We start from the raw sequence: 20,780 nt of genomic DNA on the forward strand, positions 1-20,780 counted from the left end.
TCGGTTTTGTGTACGAAACCATGCACGTTACGCGTAGGACCTCAGGTAGTTCTGATGCGTTTTCCAGGCTTGCTCCTGCATTACCGGAATGAATCGCACCGTTGCCCCTGGCAGACATTGCGCCAGCCTGGCCAGCGCCAGCGGCGTCAACGCGCCCAGGCGCGGGTATCCGCCAATGGTCTGGCGATCGTTGAGCAACACGATCGGTTGGCCATCGGGCGGCACCTGCACCGCGCCCAACGGAATCCCCTCGGAGATCATCGGCGCGCCCTGATATTGCAACGCCGAGCCGAGCAGGCGGATGCCCATGCGGTCGGCGCGACTGTCGATGGTCCAGGCGCTGTTGAAGACATCGAACAGGCTCTGCCCGCTGAACTGGCCGATCTGTGCGCCGAGCACCAAGTCCAAAGGCGCGTGCGTTTTGAAATCCGGCCGCAGCGCCGAAGGCATTTCCCGTACTGCCAACGCTTCGCCGCTGTAACCGAGCACCGCCCCTTTGGCGAGCGGAAGGCCCATGCCATCAAGCCCCCCCAATTCTTCGCGCACCACCGTGGCACTGCTGCCCAGCACCTTAGGCGCAGTAAACCCACCGGGGGCCGCCAGATAAGCTCTAGCGCCAAGCAACGGCTGGGTAAATCGCAATGTCTGGCCTTTCGCCAATTTGAAACTGCGCCACGGCGCCAGCGGCTGGCCGTCGATCTGCGCGCCGAGATCCGCTCCCGCCAGCGCCAGCAGGCAATCCTCTTCAGCCACAACAGCAAACCCGCCGAGGGTGATTTCAACCACTGCTGCATCCAGCTCATTGCCGAGCAGCCAATTGGCCCAGCTCATCGAACACCAATCCGCCGCGCCGCCTTGAGTCACGCCCAGATGCCGCACGCCAAACCGCCCGGCATCCTGCAACAGGCACAGCGGTGTGCTGGCTTCGATCGTCAATCGACTCATGCCAACGCCTCCAGTGGTGTGTCATCGCCGCCCAGACGAATGAATTCGGCGTGGTCGACCGCTTCGAAGCTCACAGTGTCGCCGGGCTGCATCAGGCTGTAGCCGTCGCGATGGCGATCAAACAGTTGCGCCGGGGTGCGCCCGATCAGGTTCCAGCCACCAGGTGAAACTACCGGATAAGCCGCCGTCTGCCGCTCAGCGATGCCCACGCTGCCGGCGGCAACTTTCTTGCGCGGCGTGCTCAAGCGCGGCGCGGCGAGCATCTCTTCGACCAGGCCCATGAAGGCAAAACCCGGCGCAAAGCCAAGGGCGAACACCTGATATTCCCGTGCGCTGTGCCGACGAATCACCTCCTCCACCGCGAGGCCGCTGCGTTCGGCCAACAGGCTCAGCTCCGGGCCGACACTCAAGTCGTACCAGACCGGCAAGACGTGGCACTGCCCGGCACGGCGCGCATTCGGCGCCAGATCGACCAGCGCTTCGGCGATCAATTCGCGCGCCTGCGCCGGACTCAACAGCGTCAGATCGTAATGCACCATCAACGTCGTATAGGACGGCACCAGATCGATCAGCCGGGCGCCAAACACCGTGCGCAAACGCTCGCTGGCGGCGAGCAGCCACGGCATGTTGGCTTCGGCGATTTCATCGAACAGACGCAGCATCAGGCAGTCGAGCGCCACCACTTCAATCCGTGGGTTCATGACGCACTCGACTGCTGCAAGGCTTGGCGAATGCGCTGCACCGCAGCCACGGAACTGGCGTTGTCGCCGTGTACACACAATGTATTGGCGCGCAGGATCAAGGTGCTGCCATCGCTGGCGGTGAGCGCGCCGCCATCGGCGATGGTCAGCGCTTGCTCGATGATTTTTTCGGGATCGTGATGCACGGCGCCCGGCAGTTGCCGGGAGACCAGCCGGCCGGCGCTGTCGTAGGCACGGTCGGCGAACGCTTCAAACCACAGCGTTACGCCGTATTCATCGCCAATTTGCTGCGCCGCAGCGTTGTCTCGGGTCGCCATCAACATCAGCGGCAGATTGCGATCATAAGCGGCCACGGCCTGCACCACCGCACGCAATTGCGCCGGGTTGGCCATCATGTCGTTGTACATCGCGCCGTGGGGTTTGACGTAGCTCACGCGTCCGCCCTGCGCCTTGCAGATGCCGTCGAGGGCACCGATCTGGTAATGCAGGATGTCTTGCAGCTCTTGCGCGGAATAGGCCATGGAACGTCGGCCGAATCCGACCAGATCCTGATAGGCCGGGTGCGCGCCAATCTGCACGCCGTGCTCGAGCGCCAGCGCCACGGTTTTGCGCATGATGCTCGGGTCGCCGGCATGGAAACCACAGGCAACGTTGGCGCAATCGATGAAGGGCATGACTTCGGCGTCCAGACCCATGGTCCAGCTGCCGAAGCTCTCGCCAATGTCGCAATTCAATAGCAGGCGGCTCACGGTGAACACTCCTGTAGCTGCTGGTCTTTTTATCTGTAGGAGACTTCTGCGCAGGGTATCAGTTACTGCGCGTCGAGTTGCTTGCCACGGGTTTCCGGCAGGCTCAGCGCCGCCAGAATCACCACACCATAGGAGACCGCCGCGAAGGCGCCGATGCCCATGCTCAATGGCACTTTCTGGCTGAGCAGGCCGATCAACAGCGGGAACAAAGCCGCCAGTGCGCGGCCGATGTTGTAGCAGAAACCCTGGCCCGAGCCGCGAATCCGCGTAGGAAACAATTCAGTCAGAAACGCGCCCATGCCGCTGAAAATCCCCGAGGCGAAGAAGCCCAGCGGAAAGCCCAGCCAGAGCATCACGCCATTGCTGACCGGCATCTGCGTGTAGAGCAGAACGATGGTGAACGAGCCGACGGCAAACAAAATGAAGTTCTTTTTCCGCCCCAGCAGGTCGGTCAGATAAGCGCTGATCACATAGCCGACGTAAGAACCGACGATCACCATCGCCAGATAACCACCGGTGCCAAGCACGCTCAAACCGCGCTCGTTCTTGAGGAAAGTCGGCAGCCAGGAGGTGATCGCGTAGTAGCCGCCCAGCGCACCGGTGGTCAGCAAGGAAGCGCGAAACGTGGTGAAGAGCATGCCCGGTGCGAAGATCTCGTAGAACTTCGCCGGGTTTTCCGGAGTTTGCGCGGCTTTGGCTTCGCGATATATCTCCGGATCTTTCACCAGGCGACGGACAAAAATCACGAATATCGCCGGCACGATGCCAAGGATGAACAGCGCGCGCCAGGCATCTTCCGCAGGCAACACCGAAAACAGCAGCGCGTACAGAATCGCCGTCAGGCCCCAACCCAGCGCCCAGCCGGATTGCACCATGCCCACCGCTTTGCCGCGATCCTTGGCGCGGATCACTTCACCGATCAACACTGCGCCAGCGGTCCATTCACCGCCGAAACCGAAGCCCATCAGGGTGCGGGCGATCAACAATTGTTCGTAGTTTTGCGCGAAGCCGCAGAGGAAGGTGAAGAAGGCGAACCACAGCACCGTCAGTTGCAGGGTGCGCACACGGCCGATGCGGTCGGAGAGAATCCCGGCGACCCAACCGCCGATGGCCGAGGCGATCAGGGTGCTGGTGTGAATCAGTCCCGCTTCGCCCGTGGTGATGCCCCACATCGCGATCAGCGTCGGCACGACGAAGCTGAGCATCTGTGTGTCCATACCGTCCAGACCGTAGCCGATCTTGCAGCTCCAGAACGTGCGACGCTCCTGCTGGTTGATGTTGCGGTACCAGTCGAAAGGTCCGGGGCGAGCCGCAGGCTGGATAAAGGGAGGGTATCGGGAGCACTCATGGCAAATCTCCGCAGGGCTTTTATTGGTCTTGTTCGAAGCTCCGACGACGCCTATCGTGGGAACCGGATGCGTCGATTTTTCGTCGCCCTGCCCTGCGCCGTCCAACGAATAAAAACCCGCCTTAGGCATAAGAAAAATTTGTCACTCGAGCCTTGTCCATGAATCTGAAGTTTCTCGAGACCTTTGTCTGGGTCGCGCGCCTGAAGAGTTTTCGCCTGACCGCTGACAAGCTGTTCACCACCCAGGCATCGATTTCCAGCCGCATTGCGGTGCTCGAAGGCGAGCTGGGCGTAAAGCTGTTTTTGCGCGACTCACGCGGCGTCAGCCTGACCCCGGAAGGCCTGAAAGTGCTCGACTATGCCGAGCAGATGCTCGACACCATGGCGGCGCTGAAGCAGTCGATCGAGACCCGTTCGAGCAAGGTCGGCCGGGTGCGTATCGGCGTGATGGACACAGTGATCCATACCTGGCTGAGCCCGCTGGTGGCGCAGATGACCGATCTGTACCCACGGGTGGAAATCGAATTGGTCGCGGATACCGCGCTGAACCTCTGCGATCAACTGCAAAAAGGCTTCCTTGATCTGGTTCTGCAAACCGATCTGGTCCGTCACGAAAGCGTGCGCAGCCTCGAGCTGGCGAGCCATCCGCTGGGCTGGATCGTCGCCAGCAATTCGATCTACAACCGCGACTACGCCGACCTCGCCGAACTGGCGCAGGAGCGGATCATCACCTACTCGAAAAACTCACGACCGCATCAGGATATCGTCGCGCTGATGCAGGCCAGCGGCGTCATGGCGCCACGCTTGAATTGCGTGAACTCGGTGTCGGCGATCACCCGGTTGTTGCGCGATGGCTTCGGTATCGGCGCGCTGCCGCCGGTGCTGGTGACCGAGGAGCTGGCACGGGGCGAATTGATCTTGCTCGACATCGAGCAGCGGCCGGCGAATCTGCCGGTGGTGGTGTCGTGGCGGGTCGGGGTTGAGTGGGTCGAAGAGATCGTGACGTTGTGTCAGCAGGTCCTGGCGGGGTATGCGCACAAGGTCGGCAAGGACTGCATCACCCTCACTGAATGATTAGTGGCGAGGGGATTTATCCCCGCTCGGCTGCGCAGCAGTCGTGATTGCGGCCAACGCGGTCTTTCAGTGCAGGTTTTGGGGCTGCTGCGCAGCCCAACGGGGATAAATCCCCTCGCCACAGAACTCATTCACCACAGAACCCACTCGCCACAGAACTCATTCACCACAGAACCCACTCACCCCAGAGCCCACTCACCACAGAATCCCCCATGCCATAAGGCCTCTCTTGCCAGAGGGGATTGTGCAAGTCTTACAAACCGCGCACATCGCGATCTTCGATCGGCCGGCTCTGGCGCAGGCGGCGGCCGCCGAGGACGACCCAGTCGATCAGGCGGAACAGGCATTCGATGCCGAACGACAGCAGCAATGCGCCGCTCATGCCCCAGATCATCGCCTCTGGCGTCAGCAAAATCTGGTAGCTGTAGCCGTTCCAGGTTTCCTTGCGAATATCCGGATCGGCGGCCAGCACCACTTGCAGGAAGCGCACATACCACGGGCCTTGCATCGCCTGGAATTGCTTGTCCAGCGCGACCTGGCGGGTGAGCAAAGTATTCAGGCTGTCGGCATCGCTGCGAAAAATCGGGTCTTCGCTGGCACGGTAATGTGCGACCAGCGCCTGCATATCGCCTTTGAAAAACTGATCCGCCGTGCCCTGGAAACCACGCAGGCCGGTCTGCGCTTCGATCAGGTGCGCTTCGACACGTTGCGCGTAATCGTTGATGAACCCCGGCACCTGGACACCGATCAACAGGCCCGCCGCAAACAACACCAGCCGTAGATAACTGAGCAACATGGGTGCAAATCCTTATTCGGTCTTGCCCTGGCTGACGCATTCGCCGCGTCGCCACAGGCTCCATTGGCCCGGTTCGTAACGGGTCCAGGTTTCGTTTTCGGTCAAAGGCTCGGTGGCAATCACCGTGACCACGTCGTTGGGCGTGGTTTCGGCCTGGAAGTCGACGATCACATCGACATCCTTGAGCCGCGCCGGGCCGAACGGGGCGCGGCGGGTGATCTGGGCGAGTTTGGTCGAGCAGTAACAGAACAGCCAGTCACCGTCGCTGAGCAGGCAATTGAACACGCCTTTGCTGCGATATTCGGCGCACGCTGCGACCAGATCCGGCAGCAGCGTTTCGATATCGACCGGCTCGGGGAAGGCTGCGCGTACCCGGTTGAGCAAATCGCAGAACGCCGCTTCGCTGTCGGTATCGCCGACCGGTCGGTAGAAACTCTTGATCGCAGTGAAGTCGGCGAGCTGGCCGTTGTGCGCGAAACACCAGTTGCGCCCCCACAGTTCGCGGACGAACGGGTGGGTGTTGGACAGGCAGACCTTGCCGACGTTGGCCTGGCGAATATGGCCGATGACCACTTCGCTCTTGATCGGATAACGCTGCACCAGGTTGGCAACTTCCGACTCGCTGCTCGCTGCCGGGTCCTGAAACAGCCGCAGGCCCCGCCCTTCGTAGAAGGCAATGCCCCAGCCGTCGCGGTGCGGGCCGGTACGGCCGCCGCGTTGCATCAGGCCGGTGAAGCTGAACACGATGTCGGTCGGCACGTTGGCACTCATGCCCAGTAATTCACACATGTGCGGACTCTCGGGTTACAGACGCGGCTCGACCCGCATGCGCTGCGGATTGTTCGGTACTGGCGGGCGACCGTAGCGGTCGTCACCGGCGCCGCCGAACGGTTGATCATCGTCGCGCTCTTCGGCACGGGCCGCAGCCTTGGCGGCCTCGGCGCGTTCACGCCGTGCTGCCGAGGCACGCTCGATCGGCAGGCGGATCAAAACGAAAACCAGATACACCCCGAAGGCTATCATGCCGTACATGAACAGATCGGAAACCGCGCGCCAGGCGTTGTTGCCGACCTTGAACAGCATGTCCAGGGCGGTGATGGCGATGGCCGGTGCAACTTTGGCTTTCACCGGATCGACGATGGTCGGGCTGAACAGCAACACCGCCATCAGCACACGCAGCGGCTCGCGCAGCCAGCGCCACATCCAGGTGGTCAGGCGCATCCATACCAGCAGGCAGCCCACGGCGGCAAAGGCGTAAAGGCCCCAGGCGATCAGATAGTCGTTCTCGGTCATGGTGTCCATGGCAAGGCAGGCAAATAGGCGCTTATAGTAACGACTTTTCGCCCATGCGGCTTGTCCCAATACCAGACGGCCAGCAGCCGCCCCTGTGGGAGCGAGCCTGCTCGCGAATACGGACTGTCAGTTGCAACAGCGTTGCCTGACACACCGCTTTCGCGAGCAGGCTCGCTCCCACACGGGCTGCGGCGCTTTCAAGACCTGCGAACAACCCAATTCCGAATATTGTCCGAGAGCCTTCCATGCCCCAATCCGCCAATGTCATGACTGCCCCGATTGCCCAGCGGGCGCCCGGCGCCGACCCGTATGCCTGGCTGCAGGAACGCGATACCGACGCGGTGCTCGACTACCTCAAGGCTGAAAACGCTTATCAGGAAGCGCAAACCGCCGATCAGGCCGAGCTGCGTGAAAGCCTGTTCAACGAGATCAAGGGCCGGATTCTCGAGACTGATCTGTCCCTGCCCTCGCCCTGGGGCCCCTACCTTTATTACACGCGCACCACCGCCGGTGACGAATATGCCCGGCACTACCGCTGCCCGCGCCCGGCGGACGACAGCCTGACCCTCGATGAAAGCCGCGAACAATTGCTGCTCGACCCGAATGCGCTGGCCAATGGCGGCTTCTTCTCCCTCGGAGCTTTCAGCATCAGCCCCGATCACCAGCGCCTGGCCTACAGCGTTGATACCTCGGGCGACGAGATCTACACGCTGTTCGTCAAGGAGCTGTCCAACGACAAGGTCAGCGAACTGGAATTCGAGGACTGCGACGGCAGCATGACCTGGGCCAACGACAGCCTGACCCTGTTCTTCGGCGTGCTCGACGACACCCATCGCCCGCACAAACTGTTCCGCTATCGCCTTGATGGCACTGCCGCCGAAGAGGTTTTTCACGAGCCGGACGGGCGTTTCTTCCTGCATTGCTACCGCGCCAGCTCCGAACAGCAATTGCTGCTGTCGCTGGGCAGCAAGACCACCAGTGAAGTCTGGGCGCTGGACGCCAACCAACCGCACCTGCCGTTCAGCTGCCTGGCGCCACGGGTCGAAGATCACGAATACGACGTCGACCACGGCCTGCTCGATGGCGTCTGGACATGGTTTATCCGTACCAACCGCGACGGCATCAACTTCGCCCTGTATCAGGCCCCGGACACTGGCGTGCCGCCGAGCGAGGCCGACTGGCAGAACCTGATCCCGCACAACGAAGAAGTGATGCTCGACGGTGTCAGCCTCAACACCGAGGCGATGACTTTGAGTCTGCGCGAAGGTGGCCTGCCGATCATCGAGGTTCACCCACAGGGCTCGGCGCCGTATCGCGTGCAATTGCCCGATGCGGCCTACAGCCTCCACGTGCAAAACAGCCTGGAATTCGAGAGCGACCGCATTCGCCTGCGCTACGAAGCGTTGAATCGCCCGGCCCAGGTGCGCCAGTTGATTCTTGCCAGCGGCGAGCAAACGGTGCTCAAGGAAACCCCGGTACTCGGCCAATTTGATGCCGACGCCTATGTCAGCCAACGCCTGTGGGCGACCGCCCCGGACGGTACGCAGGTGCCGATCAGTCTGGTGATGAAGCGCGAGATGGTCGGTAAACCGGTGCCGCTGTATCTGTATGGTTATGGCGCTTACGGCTCCAGCCTCGATCCGTGGTTTTCTCACGCCCGCCTGAGTCTGCTCGATCGCGGCATGGCCTTCGCCATTGCCCACGTACGCGGCGGCGGCGAGCTGGGCGAAGCCTGGTATCGCGCCGGCAAGCAGGAACACAAACACAACACCTTCAGCGACTTCATCGCTTGCGCTGAGTTTCTGATCCTCAACGGCATCACCACGGCGGAAAAACTGGCGATCAGCGGCGGCAGCGCCGGTGGCCTGCTGATCGGCGCGGTGCTCAACCAGCGCCCGGACCTGTTCGGCGTGGCGATTGCCGAAGTGCCGTTCGTCGACGTGCTCAACACCATGCTCGACCCCGATCTGCCGCTGACCGTCACCGAATACGACGAATGGGGCAACCCGCAAGAACCGGACGTCTATGATCGGATCAAGGCTTACGCACCGTACGAAAACGTCACCGCGCAGGCTTATCCGCCACTGCTGGTGATCGCCGGCTACAACGACAGCCGCGTGCAGTACTGGGAAGCGGCCAAGTGGGTAGCAAAATTGCGCGCAACCAAGACCGACGACAATGTGCTACTGCTCAAGACCGAACTGGGCGCCGGGCATGGCGGTATGAGCGGGCGCTATCAGGGATTACGTGACGTAGCGCTCGAATATGCATTTGTGTTCAAGGTTTTGCAGATTGCCTGAGGAACTCTGTGGGTGGCTTGGGTCTTACAGCAGACCCTTGTGGCGAGGGGATTTATCCCCGTTGGGCTGCGAAGCGGCCCCAAAACCTGCAAACTCAGTATTCCTGAAGCACCGAGTTGGCAGGATTTGCGACTGCTGCGCAGCCGAGCGGGGATAAATCCCCTCGCCACAAAAGCCCATTCCTACGGGATCCGTGTATAGCCTTGAAATGTGATAACAAAAAGACCGCATCGACATGTCTGAACCGACCTTTCTGAACAACGAGATCCGCGACTGGCTGATGGACTGTGGCCTGTTCGATCAATTGCAGCTGGCCGACTTCGCGGCCGCTTCCGGCTATTTCAGCATCAGCACCGTGGCTGAAGGCGAGGCGATTTTTCGCGAGGGCGATGCCGGCAGTTTCATGTGCATCATCCACACCGGCCAGGTCGCCGTGCAGAAAACCGGCGCTGACGGCCAGGTCATCACCATGGCCACCCTGCGCAGCGGCCGGGCCTTCGGTGAAATGGCCGTGCTTGATGGCGAACGTCGTTCGGCCACGTGTATCGCGGCGAGCAACTGTCAGTTGCTCAACCTGGGCAAGGATTCGCTGGAAAAAATGCTCAACGACGCACCGAAAATCGCCGCAAAAATCATCCGCGCCCTCGCCGTCTCGCTGTCCAAACGCCTGCGCATGGCCGACGGCCAACTCGCCGCGCAACAGGTTTAACCGCCGGGGGATTTGACCTTGTTGCCGTTCGGCTCGATGCCCGGCACCGGTTGATCCTTGCTCGGCGGGCTGGGCATTTCGATCGGCACCAGTGGCGGGCTGCCGCTACCGGCGCCCGACTTGGGCAGGGTGATCGGGGTGATCTGCGGATACGGTGTCGGCGTCGCGGTGCCGGGCGAGCCGGGCTGCGGCGTCGGGCTGACCGGAACGCTCTGCTGGGCCTGCACTGCAGTAATCGCGAGCGCGGCCAGGGTAATGACCGTTAGAATGGTGCGCTTCATCAAGGGCTCCGTTTGGCCTTTAGTCTGTGCTCAGGCTACTCCCAACGCGCCTGCTTGCCTTCCCCCCTTTAGAGATTTCCATGAAACGTTTCGTTCTGCTCGACACCACCCCGATCCCTGAAAACGGCGGTGCCCTGTGCCTGTTCGAGTATGGCGAGGATTTCGTCATCAAGATCCAGGGCGGCGACGGCGGACAGTTGATGAACACGCGCATGCACGGTTCCGAGGACGCACTGGCAGAAATTCCCTGCCGCAAGGTCGCCGGCCGGTCGAATTCGCGGGTGTTGATCGGTGGCCTGGGTATGGGTTTCACCCTCGCCTCGGCACTCAAGCACCTGGGCAAGTCCGCCGAAGTGGTGGTCGCTGAGCTGGTGCCCGGCGTAGTCGAGTGGAATCGCGGCCCGCTCGGGGAGAAGTCCGGTCGGCCATTGCTCGACCCGCGCACGGTGATCCGTCAGGAAGATGTGGCCAATGTGCTGCAAAGCGAGCCGAACGGTTTCGATGCGATCATGCTCGACGTCGACAACGGCCCTGAAGGCCTGACCCAGAAGGCCAACAGCTGGCTGTACTCCGCCGCAGGTCTGAATGCCTGCGCCAAGGCGCTGCGCCCCAAAGGTGTGCTCGCGGTATGGTCGGCCAGCGCCGACCGACAGTTTTCCGACAAATTGAAGAAGGCCGGTTTCAAGGCCGAAGAAGTCCAGGTCTTCGCCCACGGCAACAAGGGCACCCGTCACACGATCTGGATTGCCGAGAAGCTCAAGGGCTGAGCTAAACTGCGCATAACCGTCATCAGTCTTTCTGCAAAGGTGAACCCATGAGTTCGTCCACCCCCACCAACACGTCGAAGCTGGACCGCATCCTCGCCGACAACCAGCGCGACAAGGAAATGGGCTACCGCGACAAGGCCCTGAAAATGTACCCGCACGTCTGCGGCCGCTGCGCCCGCGAGTTTTCCGGCAAGCGCCTGAGCGAACTGACTGTGCATCACCGCGACCACAACCACGACAACAACCCGCAGGACGGCTCGAACTGGGAGCTGTTGTGCCTGTATTGCCACGACAACGAGCACTCGCGTTACACCGATCAGCAGTATTTCGGCGACGGCTCGCTGAGCACACCGAAGATCGCCAAGGCCACGCATAACCCGTTTGCGGCCCTGGCTGGGCTGATGAAAAAGAAGATTGAAGATCTTCATCGCCTGAGCTGGCCCTTTCGCGAGCAGGCTCGCTCCCACAGTTGAAATGCGTTCCCCTGTGGGAGCGAGCCTGCTCGCGAAGGCGGCCGGCCAGGCACCACAAATCTCGAATCTGCCCGCCCTCCCCCAATCCCCGTATAATCGCCCTCTTTTTCCCGAAGGCACCCCGCTCGTGGCAGACAAACGGTACAGCTGCATTGGTTTGTATAACCCCAAATCACCGGAGAACGTCGGTTCGGTGATGCGCGCCGCAGGCTGTTACGGCGTGGCGTCGGTGTTCTACACCGGCAAGCGTTATGAACGCGCGGCCGATTTCGTCACCGACACCAAGCGCGTGCACTACGACATCCCGTTGATCGGCATCGACGACCTGAAAAAAATCCTTCCGCTCAACTGCGTTCCCGTCGCGGTAGAGCTGGTCGAAGGCGCAAGGCCGCTGCCGGAATACACCCACCCCGACCGCGCCCTGTATATCTTCGGGCCGGAAGACGGCTCGCTGGATAAAGAGATTCGCGACTGGTGCGAAGACGTCGTGTACATCCCGACCACCGGCTGCATGAATCTCGCCGCCACGGTCAACGTCGTGCTCTACGACCGCATGGCCAAGGGCCTGAACACCCGCTCCGGGCCGAAATTCCGCTGAAGCGTCGCACATTCGATGGAACAAGCTGACCGCCCTGGCAGTCAGCTTATCTATCAATCGCACCCTGCCTGGAGATAGATCATGAGCGAGCTCAAACGCGTAGAACGCATCGAATCCACCCCGTTCCAGTCGCCTTCGCACAAGAATGTGCATGGCTGGGAGCGCGTCGGCTCGTTGACCGGCGGCGTGCTGATGGTCGGCAAGGGCCTGCGCCGTGGCGGCGTGTTCGGCCTGATTCAAGTGGCGCTCGGCGGCATGGCCGTGGCCCGTGGCATTACCGGGCACTGCTCGGCGAAAAGCCTGTTGGAAAAAGGCCGTCAGGACATGAGCAACGTGCGGGCGAAGATCGAACGCGCCGGGGAAGAACTGAGCAAGTTGAAGACCAATGCCGAAGTGGCCACGGAAACGGCGACCGTCACCGGCAATGATTCGCTGACCTCGCCGAAGGCCGGCGTCTGAGGCTTTAAAGCAAAAGATCGCAGCCTGCGGCAGCTCCTACACGGAATCACGTTTTCCATTGTAGGAGCTGCCGAAGGCTACGATCTTTTGATTTTTACGGGTTCAACAACTCACCACCTCATCAACCCGCGCGAAAAATCAGATGATCTTCCCAGTCATCCTCCGGCACGCTGCCTTCGGCGAGCATGCGCCCGGACTGGGAAATCCGCTCATGGTGCACCGCGTCGCGGTCGCCACACACCAGGTGATGCCATAACGGCAGATCCTTGCCCTCGCTGACCAGACGATAACCACAGGTCGGCGGCAGCCACTTGAATTCCTCCGCCTGACCCGGCGTGAGCTGAATGCAGTCAGGGACAAACTTGATCCGGTTCGGATAATCGCTGCACTGGCAGGTTTTCAGATCCAGCAGTTTGCAGGCGATGCGCGTGTAATAGACGCTGTTGTCTTCTTCGTCCTCGAGCTTTTGCAGGCAGCACAGACCGCAGCCGTCGCACAGCGATTCCCATTCCTCGTGATCGAGTTGATCGAGGGTTTTGCGTTTCCAGAACGGTTCGACTATGGCGGCCATGGCTCAAGCATCAACATCAAGGTGGTGAAAAGGCCGCCAGTCTAGTGCCAGCGGGCGCGGGGGCCAAGCGCTGGCGACTGCCGGTAAATCCGCTTGTCCGCACCAGCGCCGCCCGCTGAGCAAACTGGTGGCTACACTTTGAAACCAAAGTGGGAGCGAGCCTGCTCGCGAAAGCGCTGTGTCAGACACGCTGTTGTCGACTGACACGCCCTCTTCGCGAGCAGGCTCGCTCCCACAGTGAAATCGGTGGAGAGTCAGTAACCGCGGGTGAAATCCACCTCGCCGCGCAAAGCTTCACCTGCCTCATACGCTTTCAGGTTCTGCACAAACAAATCCACCATCAGCGCCGGCGAGGTCGGTGCCGAGCTGTGCCCGGTCAGGAGCAAGCCCCATGCGGTCCAGAATGGATGGCGTTGCGGCAATGGCTCCTGACGGCAAACGTCGATCACCGCGCCGGCCAGATGCCCTTCCTTCAAGGCTTCTACCAGATCGGCATCGACCACTGCGACACCACGCCCGGCGTTGATGAACAATCCGGTCGGCTTGAATTGCTTGAACAGCGCCGCGTCGTAGATATCGTGGGTGTGTTCGGTGTTCGGCAGCAGATTGACCACGTAATCCACTTCGCCCACCAGACGCGGAAGATCGGCCAGCGCGCCGACCTCGACAAATGGCGCCTGTTCGCGGGCACTGCTGGCGATACCGTACAGCTCGACGCCGAACGGCCGCAGAAACTGCGCAACGCTCTGGCCGATGTCACCGGTGCCGACGATCAGCACCTTGCGCCCTACCAGACTCTGGCCGCTGCGGTTGTCCCACTTGCGCTCGACCTGGCTGACCAGCCGCGCCAGCACTTCGCGTTCGTGGCCGAGGATGTAGGTCAGCACGTATTCAGCCATGACCTGACCGAAAATCCCCACAGCGCGGGTCAGACGATAGTCGCGGCGCAGGCCGTCGGCGAGCAGCGGCGTGATGCCGGCCCAGGTCGATTGCAGCCATTGCGGTTGATGGCCCTGGCGCAGCAAGGTCGCCAGCAGATCCGGCTGGCCCAGCCACACCGGGCAATCGGCGGCCTGACGCGCCAGTTCGGCGGAGTCGCCGCTGGTCAGGATTTCAAGCTCGGGCAGCGCCTGACGCAGCAGGCGGGCGTATATCGCGTAGTCGTGTTCGGCAATCAGAACGCGCATCTTCAAACCTTTCGCAAACCGTGCAGACAGCCGCCGGGGTCGGGCCGGCCATCGCGGTAAAAACAGTTCCAGGGTTAACCGAGGCCCAGAACAGGGCCTCGCGGGTCAGACCGGGTCGTTGCGTCGCAGCAACTCTTCGGGCAAGTGCTCGATGTACTCGTCCTCGGCCGGTGGCATTTGCAGGTGATAGCCCTGCTTGTCGAGGTTTTCCAGAACCACGGTGATGTCTTCGCTGGCCAGCTTGCGCTCGGGCGACAGCACCAGATCGAAGGAATGCTTCGCTTTGCCAAAAGCCGTCATCAGCGCTTCCGGCACGCGCTCGAGCGCATCGCTCTTGAGCACGTAGAGATACATGCCGCTGCGCTTGGAGCTTTGGTAGATGGAGCAAATACGTTTCAAGGCTGTTCTCCGGCGGTGGCCAAGCTGTCGAGCAGCTTCTGGCCGAGCAATTCGCGGCGCCAGCCACGCAGCGAATCGGGCAATTGGTAAGGCCCCTCGGGGAAGCCGCTTTTGACCAGGGCTTCGAGGGTTTTCTTGCGCAGCATCAGTTCCGGGGCAATACCCAAGCGTTCGGCCTCGGCCTGACCCAGCGCGCGCAGTTGTTTGATCAACGCAGCGGCTTCGATCGGCAACGGCTCCGGCACTGCCGGCGGCCATTGATCTGGCCCCACACTGCCAGAGCGCTTGATCAGATCAAGCAGAAACTGACCGTCCTGACGTACGGTACGCGGGTGCATGTCTTCAATCTTGCCCAGCGCCGCGAGGTTATCCGGCTGCGTGCGGGCCAAGGGCCACAGCGAGTGTTCACGGACGATGCGGTTGCGCGGCAGGTCGCGGGCGCGGGCTTCTTTTTCGCGCCAGGCGCACAGCTCACGCAGCACGGCGAGTTGTGCACGGGACAACTTCCACGCCAGTTTCGCCTCGCGATACACCTCGTAAGGATCAGTTTCGCGGCGCAGGTTGGCGACCAGTTCGGCGCCATCCTCCAGCACCCAGGCGAACTTGTCGTCGGACAGCTTGGGCCGCAACTCGACGAACACCTCGGCCAGATGCACGGCATCTTCGGCGGCATAGCTGATCTGGGTTTCGGACAGCGGGCGCTGCAACCAGTCGGAACGGGTTTCGCCCTTTGGCAGGTCGATGCCGAGCACCTCCTGCACCAGACGCGAGTAGCCCATCGAAAAGCCGAGGTTCAGGTAAGCGGCGGCCAGTTGCGTGTCGAACAGAGGCGCCGGCAGGCTGCCGGTCAGGCGCAACAGTACTTCGAGGTCTTCGCTGCAGGCGTGCAGGACTTTCAGCACCGCCGGGTTTTCCAGCAACTCGGCCAGCGGTTGCCAGGCGTTGATGGTCAGCGGGTCGATCAGGTAGGCGCGTTTGCCGTCGCCGATCTGCAACAGGCCGGCAATCGGATAGAAGGTGTCGACCCGCATGAATTCGGTGTCGAGGGCAACGAACGGCAGCTGCTGCCACTCGGCGCAAAACTGCGCGAGGCTTTCGTTGTCGCGAATCCAGTGAATATCGATAGCCACACGGCTCTCCCTTGAAGAATGGCGCGCAGTATATATCGCCACCGACGATTTACGCGCCTTTGAAGGGCAAGAGCTGTAAGGAAATGTCTTGCCTGTCAGCAAGAATAGTCTGACAGCAGAAACAGAAAGGCCCGTCGCATTGGCGCGACGGGCAGGAAACGCTTCACTGCTTTGCCAACACGCCGTCGATCACCGCGCCACGACAGCCGGCAAACATGTCCAAGGCAGGTTGATAGACGCTGCTGCGCACTTCCAGCAGGCCGAGCATCGAGTGGAACAGATTGTCCTGGCTCAGCGGCTTGTCCCGGCTCAGTTGCAGGCAATGGGTGTCGACCGAATAGGCCTTCTGATAGCTGTCAGAGAACCACGCCAGCATCGCTACATGCTTCTGTTGCTCGGGCGCCAGCATATAAGGCGTGCCGTGCAGAAACAGGTTGTACTCGCCCAGCGATTCGCCGTGGTCCGACAGATAGAGCATGGCGGTGTCGACTTTGTCCTGATTGCTGCGCAGCACATCGATCAGGCTCGCCAGCACATGGTCGGTGTAGACCAAGGTGTTGTCGTAACCGTTTACGATACTTTCGCGGCTGCAATTGTTCAGCGCGTTACTTTCACAGACCGGAGTGAAGTGTTCGTACTCCTTGGGATACCGCTTGAAGTAGTCCGGGCCGTGACTGCCCATCTGGTGCAGAACCAGGACGGTGTCCTTATCCAAGTGATCGATAAAACTTTGCAGCCCTTGCAGGAGGATTTCATCGCGACATTCGCTGTTGGCGCACAACGCCGGGTCTTGCAACTTGCTGACATCCTGCACCGTGACGCGGTCGCAAGTGCCTTTGCAGCCGGACTGGTTATCGCGCCAGATCACATCAATGCCGGCGCGCTTGAGTACGTCGAGCAAGCCCTCCTCATTCCTGGCCTTGCTGGCGTTGTAATCCTTGCGGCCCATGTTGGAGAACATGCACGGTACCGAGACAGCCGTTTCCGTGCCGCAGGAATGCACATCAGTGAAAGCGATCAGGCCAGCCTCTTTGTCCAGTTGCGGGGTGGTGTCTCGGTCGTAACCGAGAATGCCGAAGTTCTGCGCCCGCGCACTTTCCCCTACCACCAGCACGGTGAGGGATTTGCGTGGCTGTAGCTGCAAGTCGGGGTTGCGCTGGGCATCTTCGCCGATCTTGATGAACGGCTGCTGCGCCGAGACAACTTGCTCTTGCAGATAACCAATGGATGCGCCGATGTAATTGCTCGGCACCAGCATCAGGCGAATTTCGTGGTGATTGCGAAACAGCGACGACAAACCTTGATAGTTGGCCAATGCCACAACGCCGATCACCGCCGCCGAGGCAACACTGACAATAACTTTGCTGAACAACTCGCGATGCCAGCGCCGATAATTGACCGGTACTTTCCACAACAACAAACACGGCAAAACACCCAGCAAGAGAATATAAGCGAACAACTTCAACGAAAGCAGATCACGCACTTCCGCCGCGTTGGTCTCGGCAAAGTTGCGCAACATGCCCGCATCAATCATGACGCCATATTGGCTCATGAAATAAGCCACGCCGGCGCTGACTAAAAACAAAAGAGTCAAAAGTGGTTTAAGCAGTGGCCGGAACGCGAATATCGTCAGCACGATATTGAACGCGGCAAGGATCATCACGCCGAACGCCACGCGCATGGCGATGCCCTTGCCATCGGCGGCGGTGATCTCGAACAGGTGTTGCCAAAGCACCAGATTGAAACCGAGCAACAAAAAGGCGCTGGCAAACAACGTCACCCATTCCGGGCGCACGGCTTTTAACTTCAGCATGATGAGTGACTGTTCCTGAAAGAAGAGCCTCGTCGATTGTGAAAAATTCATTCACCGAGGCATGCCAAACTTTAGGCAGCCATGGATCAATTTTTCGTGAAAAAGATGCTAATGATTAGTTGCCTCGGAGTACGAACGTGAAAGTTTGCGAGTATTTGAGAATGGTTCAGGTTTTATTCAGTTTCAGGCAATTCGCAATGTCCTCTGTGGGAGCGAGCCTGCTCGCGAAAGCGCAGTGTCAGCAAATAATTGTTTGTCTGGAGGAACGCATTCGCGAGCAGGCTCGCTCCCACATCGGGACAGGGGTGTTATCGAGTTTTTAGGTCTGGCCCGGGGTTTTCTGATTTGCCGACGCCGGCGACGTCGCGCCTAATCATCAGCCTCTGCACTCAAAGGCCCGCTGATGAATCACTCCCGCCCCGCCGCTTGGCTGATACTCGCGATCATTCTTGTCGCACTTAATCTGCGCCCCTCAATGGCAGCCATCGGGCCGCTGCTGTCGGCGATCCGTAGCGATATCCCGTTGAGCTTCACGCTTGCCTCTTTGCTGACGATGCTGCCGGTCATGGCCATGGGGCTGGCGATGTTCTTCGGCCTGCGCATCAACCAGCGTCTGGGCGAACAACGCACGGTGCTGCTGTCGCTGCTTGTCATCGGGCTGGCGAGCGTGTCACGGCTGTTTATCGATTCTGCAGTCGAGCTGATCGTCAGCGCGATACTGGCCGGTATTGGCATAGCCCTGATTCAGGCATTGATGCCGGCGCTGATCAAGACGCGCTTTGCTGACAACGTGGCGTTGTGCATGGGCATCTACGTGACTTCGATCATGGGCGGCGCCGCGATTGCCGCATCGTTCGCGCCGCTGGTGATGGTGCAGACCGGCAGTTGGCGCGTGGGGCTGGCCATCTGGGCGGCGTTGGCATTGGTCGCATTGCTGGTCTGGTGCTTGCAGCCAGCGCAAGCCCTATCAAGGGTGACCCAGCGGGAGCCTTTCATCACGCGCCGTCGCGCCTGGTTGCTGGCGATTTTCTTTGGCCTCGGTACGGCGTCCTACACCTGCGTCCTCGCCTGGCTGGCCCCGTACTACGTAGAAAAAGGCTGGAGTGAACAAACCGCCGGGTTGATGTTGGGTTTTCTTACAGCGATGGAGGTCATTTCCGGGCTGGTAGTGCCGGCGATCGCCAATCGCAGCCGTGACCGGCGTGGGATATTGGCGGTTCTGCTGTTGCTGATCATCGGCGGTTTCTGCGGGCTGATTCTCGCCCCGCCATCTCTGGCCCTGTTATGGCCCTGTCTGTTGGGGCTGGGGATTGGCGGTCTGTTTCCGATGAGCCTGATCGTCGCTCTGGATCACTGCGACGAGCCGCAGCGCGCCGGTGGCCTGACCGCGTTTGTACAGGGGATCGGTTATCTGATCGCAGGACTGTCGCCGCTGTTGGCAGGGATCATTCGTGATCGGCTGGGCAGTTTCGAAGGCGCGTGGTGGGCGCTGACTGCAGTAGTGGTGCTCATGCTGCTGATGGTCGTGCGCTTCAACCCTCGCGACTACACACGTCACTTGCCCTGCCCGGCCTAGAGGCCTCTGGCCATCTTTTGCGCACGAGATTGGCAACGTCGTGTTGCTAAAAGTTTCTGTCCCACATGTGTCCGTGAAATGTCCTACGAGGGTTTCTCCTGGCACCATCGTTCCGTTAGGATCGTACGCACACGTTTGCGCGAATTCTGCGCAAGGGGCACAGCGAGACGGAACTCATGCTGAACAGTAATTTGCTTCGCAAGCTCGATATGCAGGACTTGATGGTATTCGTCGCCGTGTACGAGCAGAGCAGTGTCACCGATGTCTCGGAAACCCTGTTCGTCAGCCAGTCCACCGTCAGTTATTGCCTGAAGAAACTGCGCACCAGTTTCGAAGACGAGTTATTCGTTAACACCCGCACTGGCATGCGTCCGACCTATAAGGCCTGCAGCATGTACGGCCATGTGCAGAAGATTCTCGAAAGCATCAACCTCTGTCATGCCGGCGCCCCGGCCTTCGACCCGAGCCGGCAGGCGGTGACTTTCAACATCTGCGCCCCGGAATACTTCGAGCAATTGATTCTGCCGCGTCTGTTGAAGCGCTTCGACTTCGATGACTTACCGGTGATGGTCAACATGCACAAATTCGAAACCGACGTTCCGGCCGAAGAGTTGCGCGACGGCAGCCTCGATCTGGTGATCAGTTTCGGCCCGCACTTTCACCGCCAGCATGCGGATCTGAAATCACGGATGTTGCTGGAAGATGACCTGGTCTGCGTCTTCGACAAACGCGCCACGCCACTGGAACCGCGCCTGAGCCTGCAAGCATTCACCGAACGTCGGCATGTGTTTCCAACGCCGTGGACTTCAAGCACCAACATGGTCGACGGCTGGCTGGCGCGGCAAGCGCAAAAGCGCCAGATAGTGGCCCGATCGAACAGCTACAGCGCCGCGTTGAAGATGATCACCGGCACCGATTTCATCCTCACCCTGCCCCGGCGTATCCAGCGTCTGCTGACCAACGACGCGGTGTTCAACCACTGCGAAGCGCCCAACGGCCTGCCGGGTTTCACCCTCGACATGCAGTGGAGCCAGAACGCCGATCAGGACAGCGCCAACGTCTGGCTGCGCGAGCAGGTGATTCAGGTGTGCAGCGAGCTGGAAAACGCCTGAACGTCAGATGCCGATGGCGGCTTTGCTGTAGGACTCGCGATCGATGTCGAGCAGTTCCACGCACAGTTGCACTTCGAGCCCGGCCGGCCATTCGCACAGTTCCTGCAACACTGCCAGCAGACTTTGCGAGAGCTGCTTCTTGATCTCCGCCGAGCGCCCGCTGAGCAAGGCCAGTTTCACATGGACGAAGGCACGCTCGCCCTGCGCCGTGCCGACCTTGAAGTTGTCGATCTTGATCGCGCGGCTCTTGATATCGAACTCCGCGCCGAACTGACCGGAACCGACCAGCGTGTTGTTGAGCCGGATCAGGGCGATGTCAGCGTTCAACTGCGTCAGGTTGGCGGTGTATTCCATGTGCAGGTGTGGCATTGCGGATCTCCAGTCGGCGGATGCGGGGGGCGTACATATACCACAATCACACAGCGTCATTTGTGGGAGCGAGCCTGCTCGCGAAAGCGTCCTTTCAGGTTGCACATCTGCGCCTGCCGAACGGCTTCGC

At 60.6% G+C, this 20,780-nt stretch carries 23 protein-coding genes; 9 read left to right on the forward strand and 14 right to left on the reverse strand.

Annotated elements, in window-relative coordinates; all coding sequences use genetic code 11:
* Positions 1 to 27: 27 nt before the first annotated feature.
* From AB4N48_RS17435 to AB4N48_RS17450, 4 genes are all read right to left on the reverse strand, one after another.
* Positions 28 to 945 carry a 5-oxoprolinase subunit C family protein gene (locus AB4N48_RS17435; RefSeq protein ID WP_056783597.1) on the reverse strand — a complete coding sequence of 306 codons (918 nt, stop codon included), beginning with the start codon at positions 943 to 945 and terminating at the stop codon, positions 28 to 30.
* A complete protein-coding gene (locus tag AB4N48_RS17440) occupies positions 942 to 1,646 on the reverse strand; it encodes a 5-oxoprolinase subunit B family protein (protein WP_460094064.1) in 705 nt (234 codons plus the stop codon). The genes AB4N48_RS17435 and AB4N48_RS17440 overlap by 4 nt, the downstream gene beginning before the upstream one ends.
* The gene (locus AB4N48_RS17445; protein ID WP_460094066.1) at positions 1,643 to 2,395 is read right to left on the reverse strand and encodes a 5-oxoprolinase subunit PxpA; all 753 of its coding nucleotides are present in this window, start codon (positions 2,393 to 2,395) and stop codon (positions 1,643 to 1,645) included. Before AB4N48_RS17445 ends, AB4N48_RS17440 begins: the two co-directional genes overlap by 4 nt.
* Before the next feature lie 62 nt (positions 2,396 to 2,457).
* Positions 2,458 to 3,717, reverse strand: coding sequence for an MFS transporter (locus tag AB4N48_RS17450; protein ID WP_460143642.1), 1,260 nt, complete (start codon positions 3,715 to 3,717; stop codon positions 2,458 to 2,460).
* Between the two features lie 185 nt (positions 3,718 to 3,902).
* Between AB4N48_RS17450 and AB4N48_RS17455 the strand changes: the two genes are divergently transcribed.
* Positions 3,903 to 4,817, forward strand: a complete 915-nt coding sequence (locus tag AB4N48_RS17455) for a LysR family transcriptional regulator (protein ID WP_460094067.1) — start codon at positions 3,903 to 3,905, stop codon at positions 4,815 to 4,817.
* Between the two features lie 253 nt (positions 4,818 to 5,070).
* Here the strand turns inward: AB4N48_RS17455 and AB4N48_RS17460 are convergent, their stop codons facing one another.
* The 3 genes from AB4N48_RS17460 to AB4N48_RS17470 are packed head-to-tail and all read right to left on the reverse strand — an operon-like array spanning position 5,071 to position 6,915.
* On the reverse strand, positions 5,071 to 5,613 hold the full coding sequence (locus tag AB4N48_RS17460; protein ID WP_016771223.1) for a DUF2937 family protein: 543 nt from the start codon (positions 5,611 to 5,613) through the stop codon (positions 5,071 to 5,073).
* Positions 5,614 to 5,625: 12 nt separating this feature from the next.
* On the reverse strand, positions 5,626 to 6,402 hold the full coding sequence (locus AB4N48_RS17465; protein WP_252887460.1) for a class II glutamine amidotransferase: 777 nt from the start codon (positions 6,400 to 6,402) through the stop codon (positions 5,626 to 5,628).
* 15 nt (positions 6,403 to 6,417) lie between these two features.
* Complete coding sequence (locus AB4N48_RS17470; RefSeq protein ID WP_041478845.1) at positions 6,418 to 6,915, reverse strand: hypothetical protein; 498 nt, start codon at positions 6,913 to 6,915, stop codon at positions 6,418 to 6,420.
* A 236-nt stretch (positions 6,916 to 7,151) separates the two neighbouring features.
* On the opposite strand from AB4N48_RS17470, the gene AB4N48_RS17475 reads away from it, so the two are divergent.
* Entirely contained in the window at positions 7,152 to 9,206 is a 2,055-nt protein-coding gene (locus AB4N48_RS17475) for a S9 family peptidase (RefSeq protein ID WP_460094069.1), read from the forward strand.
* A 235-nt stretch (positions 9,207 to 9,441) separates the two neighbouring features.
* Positions 9,442 to 9,915 carry a cyclic nucleotide-binding domain-containing protein gene (locus tag AB4N48_RS17480; RefSeq protein ID WP_016771227.1) on the forward strand — a complete coding sequence of 158 codons (474 nt, stop codon included), beginning with the start codon at positions 9,442 to 9,444 and terminating at the stop codon, positions 9,913 to 9,915.
* Here AB4N48_RS17480 and AB4N48_RS17485 read toward each other — a convergent pair.
* Positions 9,912 to 10,196, reverse strand: coding sequence for a hypothetical protein (locus tag AB4N48_RS17485; protein WP_016771228.1), 285 nt, complete (start codon positions 10,194 to 10,196; stop codon positions 9,912 to 9,914). The genes AB4N48_RS17480 and AB4N48_RS17485 overlap by 4 nt on opposite strands.
* Positions 10,197 to 10,276: 80 nt before the next feature.
* Between AB4N48_RS17485 and AB4N48_RS17490 the strand changes: the two genes are divergently transcribed.
* The 4 genes from AB4N48_RS17490 to AB4N48_RS17505 all read left to right on the forward strand — a co-directional run bounded on the left by AB4N48_RS17490 (position 10,277) and on the right by AB4N48_RS17505 (position 12,493).
* Positions 10,277 to 10,963: a spermidine synthase gene (locus AB4N48_RS17490; protein ID WP_056783581.1), complete on the forward strand. Its 687-nt coding sequence runs from the start codon at positions 10,277 to 10,279 to the stop codon at positions 10,961 to 10,963.
* Positions 10,964 to 11,010: 47 nt separating this feature from the next.
* A complete protein-coding gene (locus AB4N48_RS17495) occupies positions 11,011 to 11,436 on the forward strand; it encodes a YajD family HNH nuclease (RefSeq protein WP_460060184.1) in 426 nt (141 codons plus the stop codon).
* A 127-nt stretch (positions 11,437 to 11,563) separates the two neighbouring features.
* On the forward strand, positions 11,564 to 12,034 hold the full coding sequence (locus AB4N48_RS17500) for an RNA methyltransferase (protein ID WP_007911337.1): 471 nt from the start codon (positions 11,564 to 11,566) through the stop codon (positions 12,032 to 12,034).
* 81 nt (positions 12,035 to 12,115) lie between these two features.
* A complete protein-coding gene (locus AB4N48_RS17505) occupies positions 12,116 to 12,493 on the forward strand; it encodes a YgaP family membrane protein (protein ID WP_110645006.1) in 378 nt (125 codons plus the stop codon).
* A gap of 121 nt (positions 12,494 to 12,614) precedes the next feature.
* On the opposite strand, the gene AB4N48_RS17510 is transcribed toward AB4N48_RS17505, so the two are convergent.
* From AB4N48_RS17510 to AB4N48_RS17530, 5 genes are all read right to left on the reverse strand, one after another.
* Complete coding sequence (locus AB4N48_RS17510) at positions 12,615 to 13,064, reverse strand: YcgN family cysteine cluster protein (RefSeq protein WP_016771232.1); 450 nt, start codon at positions 13,062 to 13,064, stop codon at positions 12,615 to 12,617.
* Between the two features lie 254 nt (positions 13,065 to 13,318).
* Positions 13,319 to 14,251, reverse strand: a complete 933-nt coding sequence (locus tag AB4N48_RS17515; protein ID WP_041478849.1) for a D-2-hydroxyacid dehydrogenase — start codon at positions 14,249 to 14,251, stop codon at positions 13,319 to 13,321.
* A 105-nt stretch (positions 14,252 to 14,356) separates the two neighbouring features.
* On the reverse strand, positions 14,357 to 14,650 hold the full coding sequence (locus AB4N48_RS17520) for a YcgL domain-containing protein (protein ID WP_041478850.1): 294 nt from the start codon (positions 14,648 to 14,650) through the stop codon (positions 14,357 to 14,359).
* Positions 14,647 to 15,780 carry a ribonuclease D gene (gene rnd / locus AB4N48_RS17525; RefSeq protein WP_056783576.1) on the reverse strand — a complete coding sequence of 378 codons (1,134 nt, stop codon included), beginning with the start codon at positions 15,778 to 15,780 and terminating at the stop codon, positions 14,647 to 14,649. The genes AB4N48_RS17520 and rnd overlap by 4 nt, the downstream gene beginning before the upstream one ends.
* Positions 15,781 to 15,943: 163 nt before the next feature.
* A complete protein-coding gene (locus tag AB4N48_RS17530; protein WP_460094070.1) occupies positions 15,944 to 17,593 on the reverse strand; it encodes a phosphoethanolamine transferase in 1,650 nt (549 codons plus the stop codon).
* A 403-nt stretch (positions 17,594 to 17,996) separates the two neighbouring features.
* Between AB4N48_RS17530 and AB4N48_RS17535 the strand changes: the two genes are divergently transcribed.
* Positions 17,997 to 19,169, forward strand: a complete 1,173-nt coding sequence (locus AB4N48_RS17535; RefSeq protein ID WP_460094071.1) for a cyanate transporter — start codon at positions 17,997 to 17,999, stop codon at positions 19,167 to 19,169.
* Positions 19,170 to 19,345: 176 nt separating this feature from the next.
* Positions 19,346 to 20,281 (forward strand): LysR family transcriptional regulator, encoded by a 936-nt coding sequence (locus AB4N48_RS17540; RefSeq protein ID WP_150742405.1) that lies wholly within the window; start codon positions 19,346 to 19,348, stop codon positions 20,279 to 20,281.
* A 3-nt stretch (positions 20,282 to 20,284) separates the two neighbouring features.
* Here the strand turns inward: AB4N48_RS17540 and AB4N48_RS17545 are convergent, their stop codons facing one another.
* Positions 20,285 to 20,650 (reverse strand): 5-carboxymethyl-2-hydroxymuconate Delta-isomerase, encoded by a 366-nt coding sequence (locus AB4N48_RS17545; RefSeq protein WP_041478855.1) that lies wholly within the window; start codon positions 20,648 to 20,650, stop codon positions 20,285 to 20,287.
* Positions 20,651 to 20,780: the final 130 nt, after the last annotated feature.

The organism is Pseudomonas sp. S2_C11 (assembly GCF_054668395.1).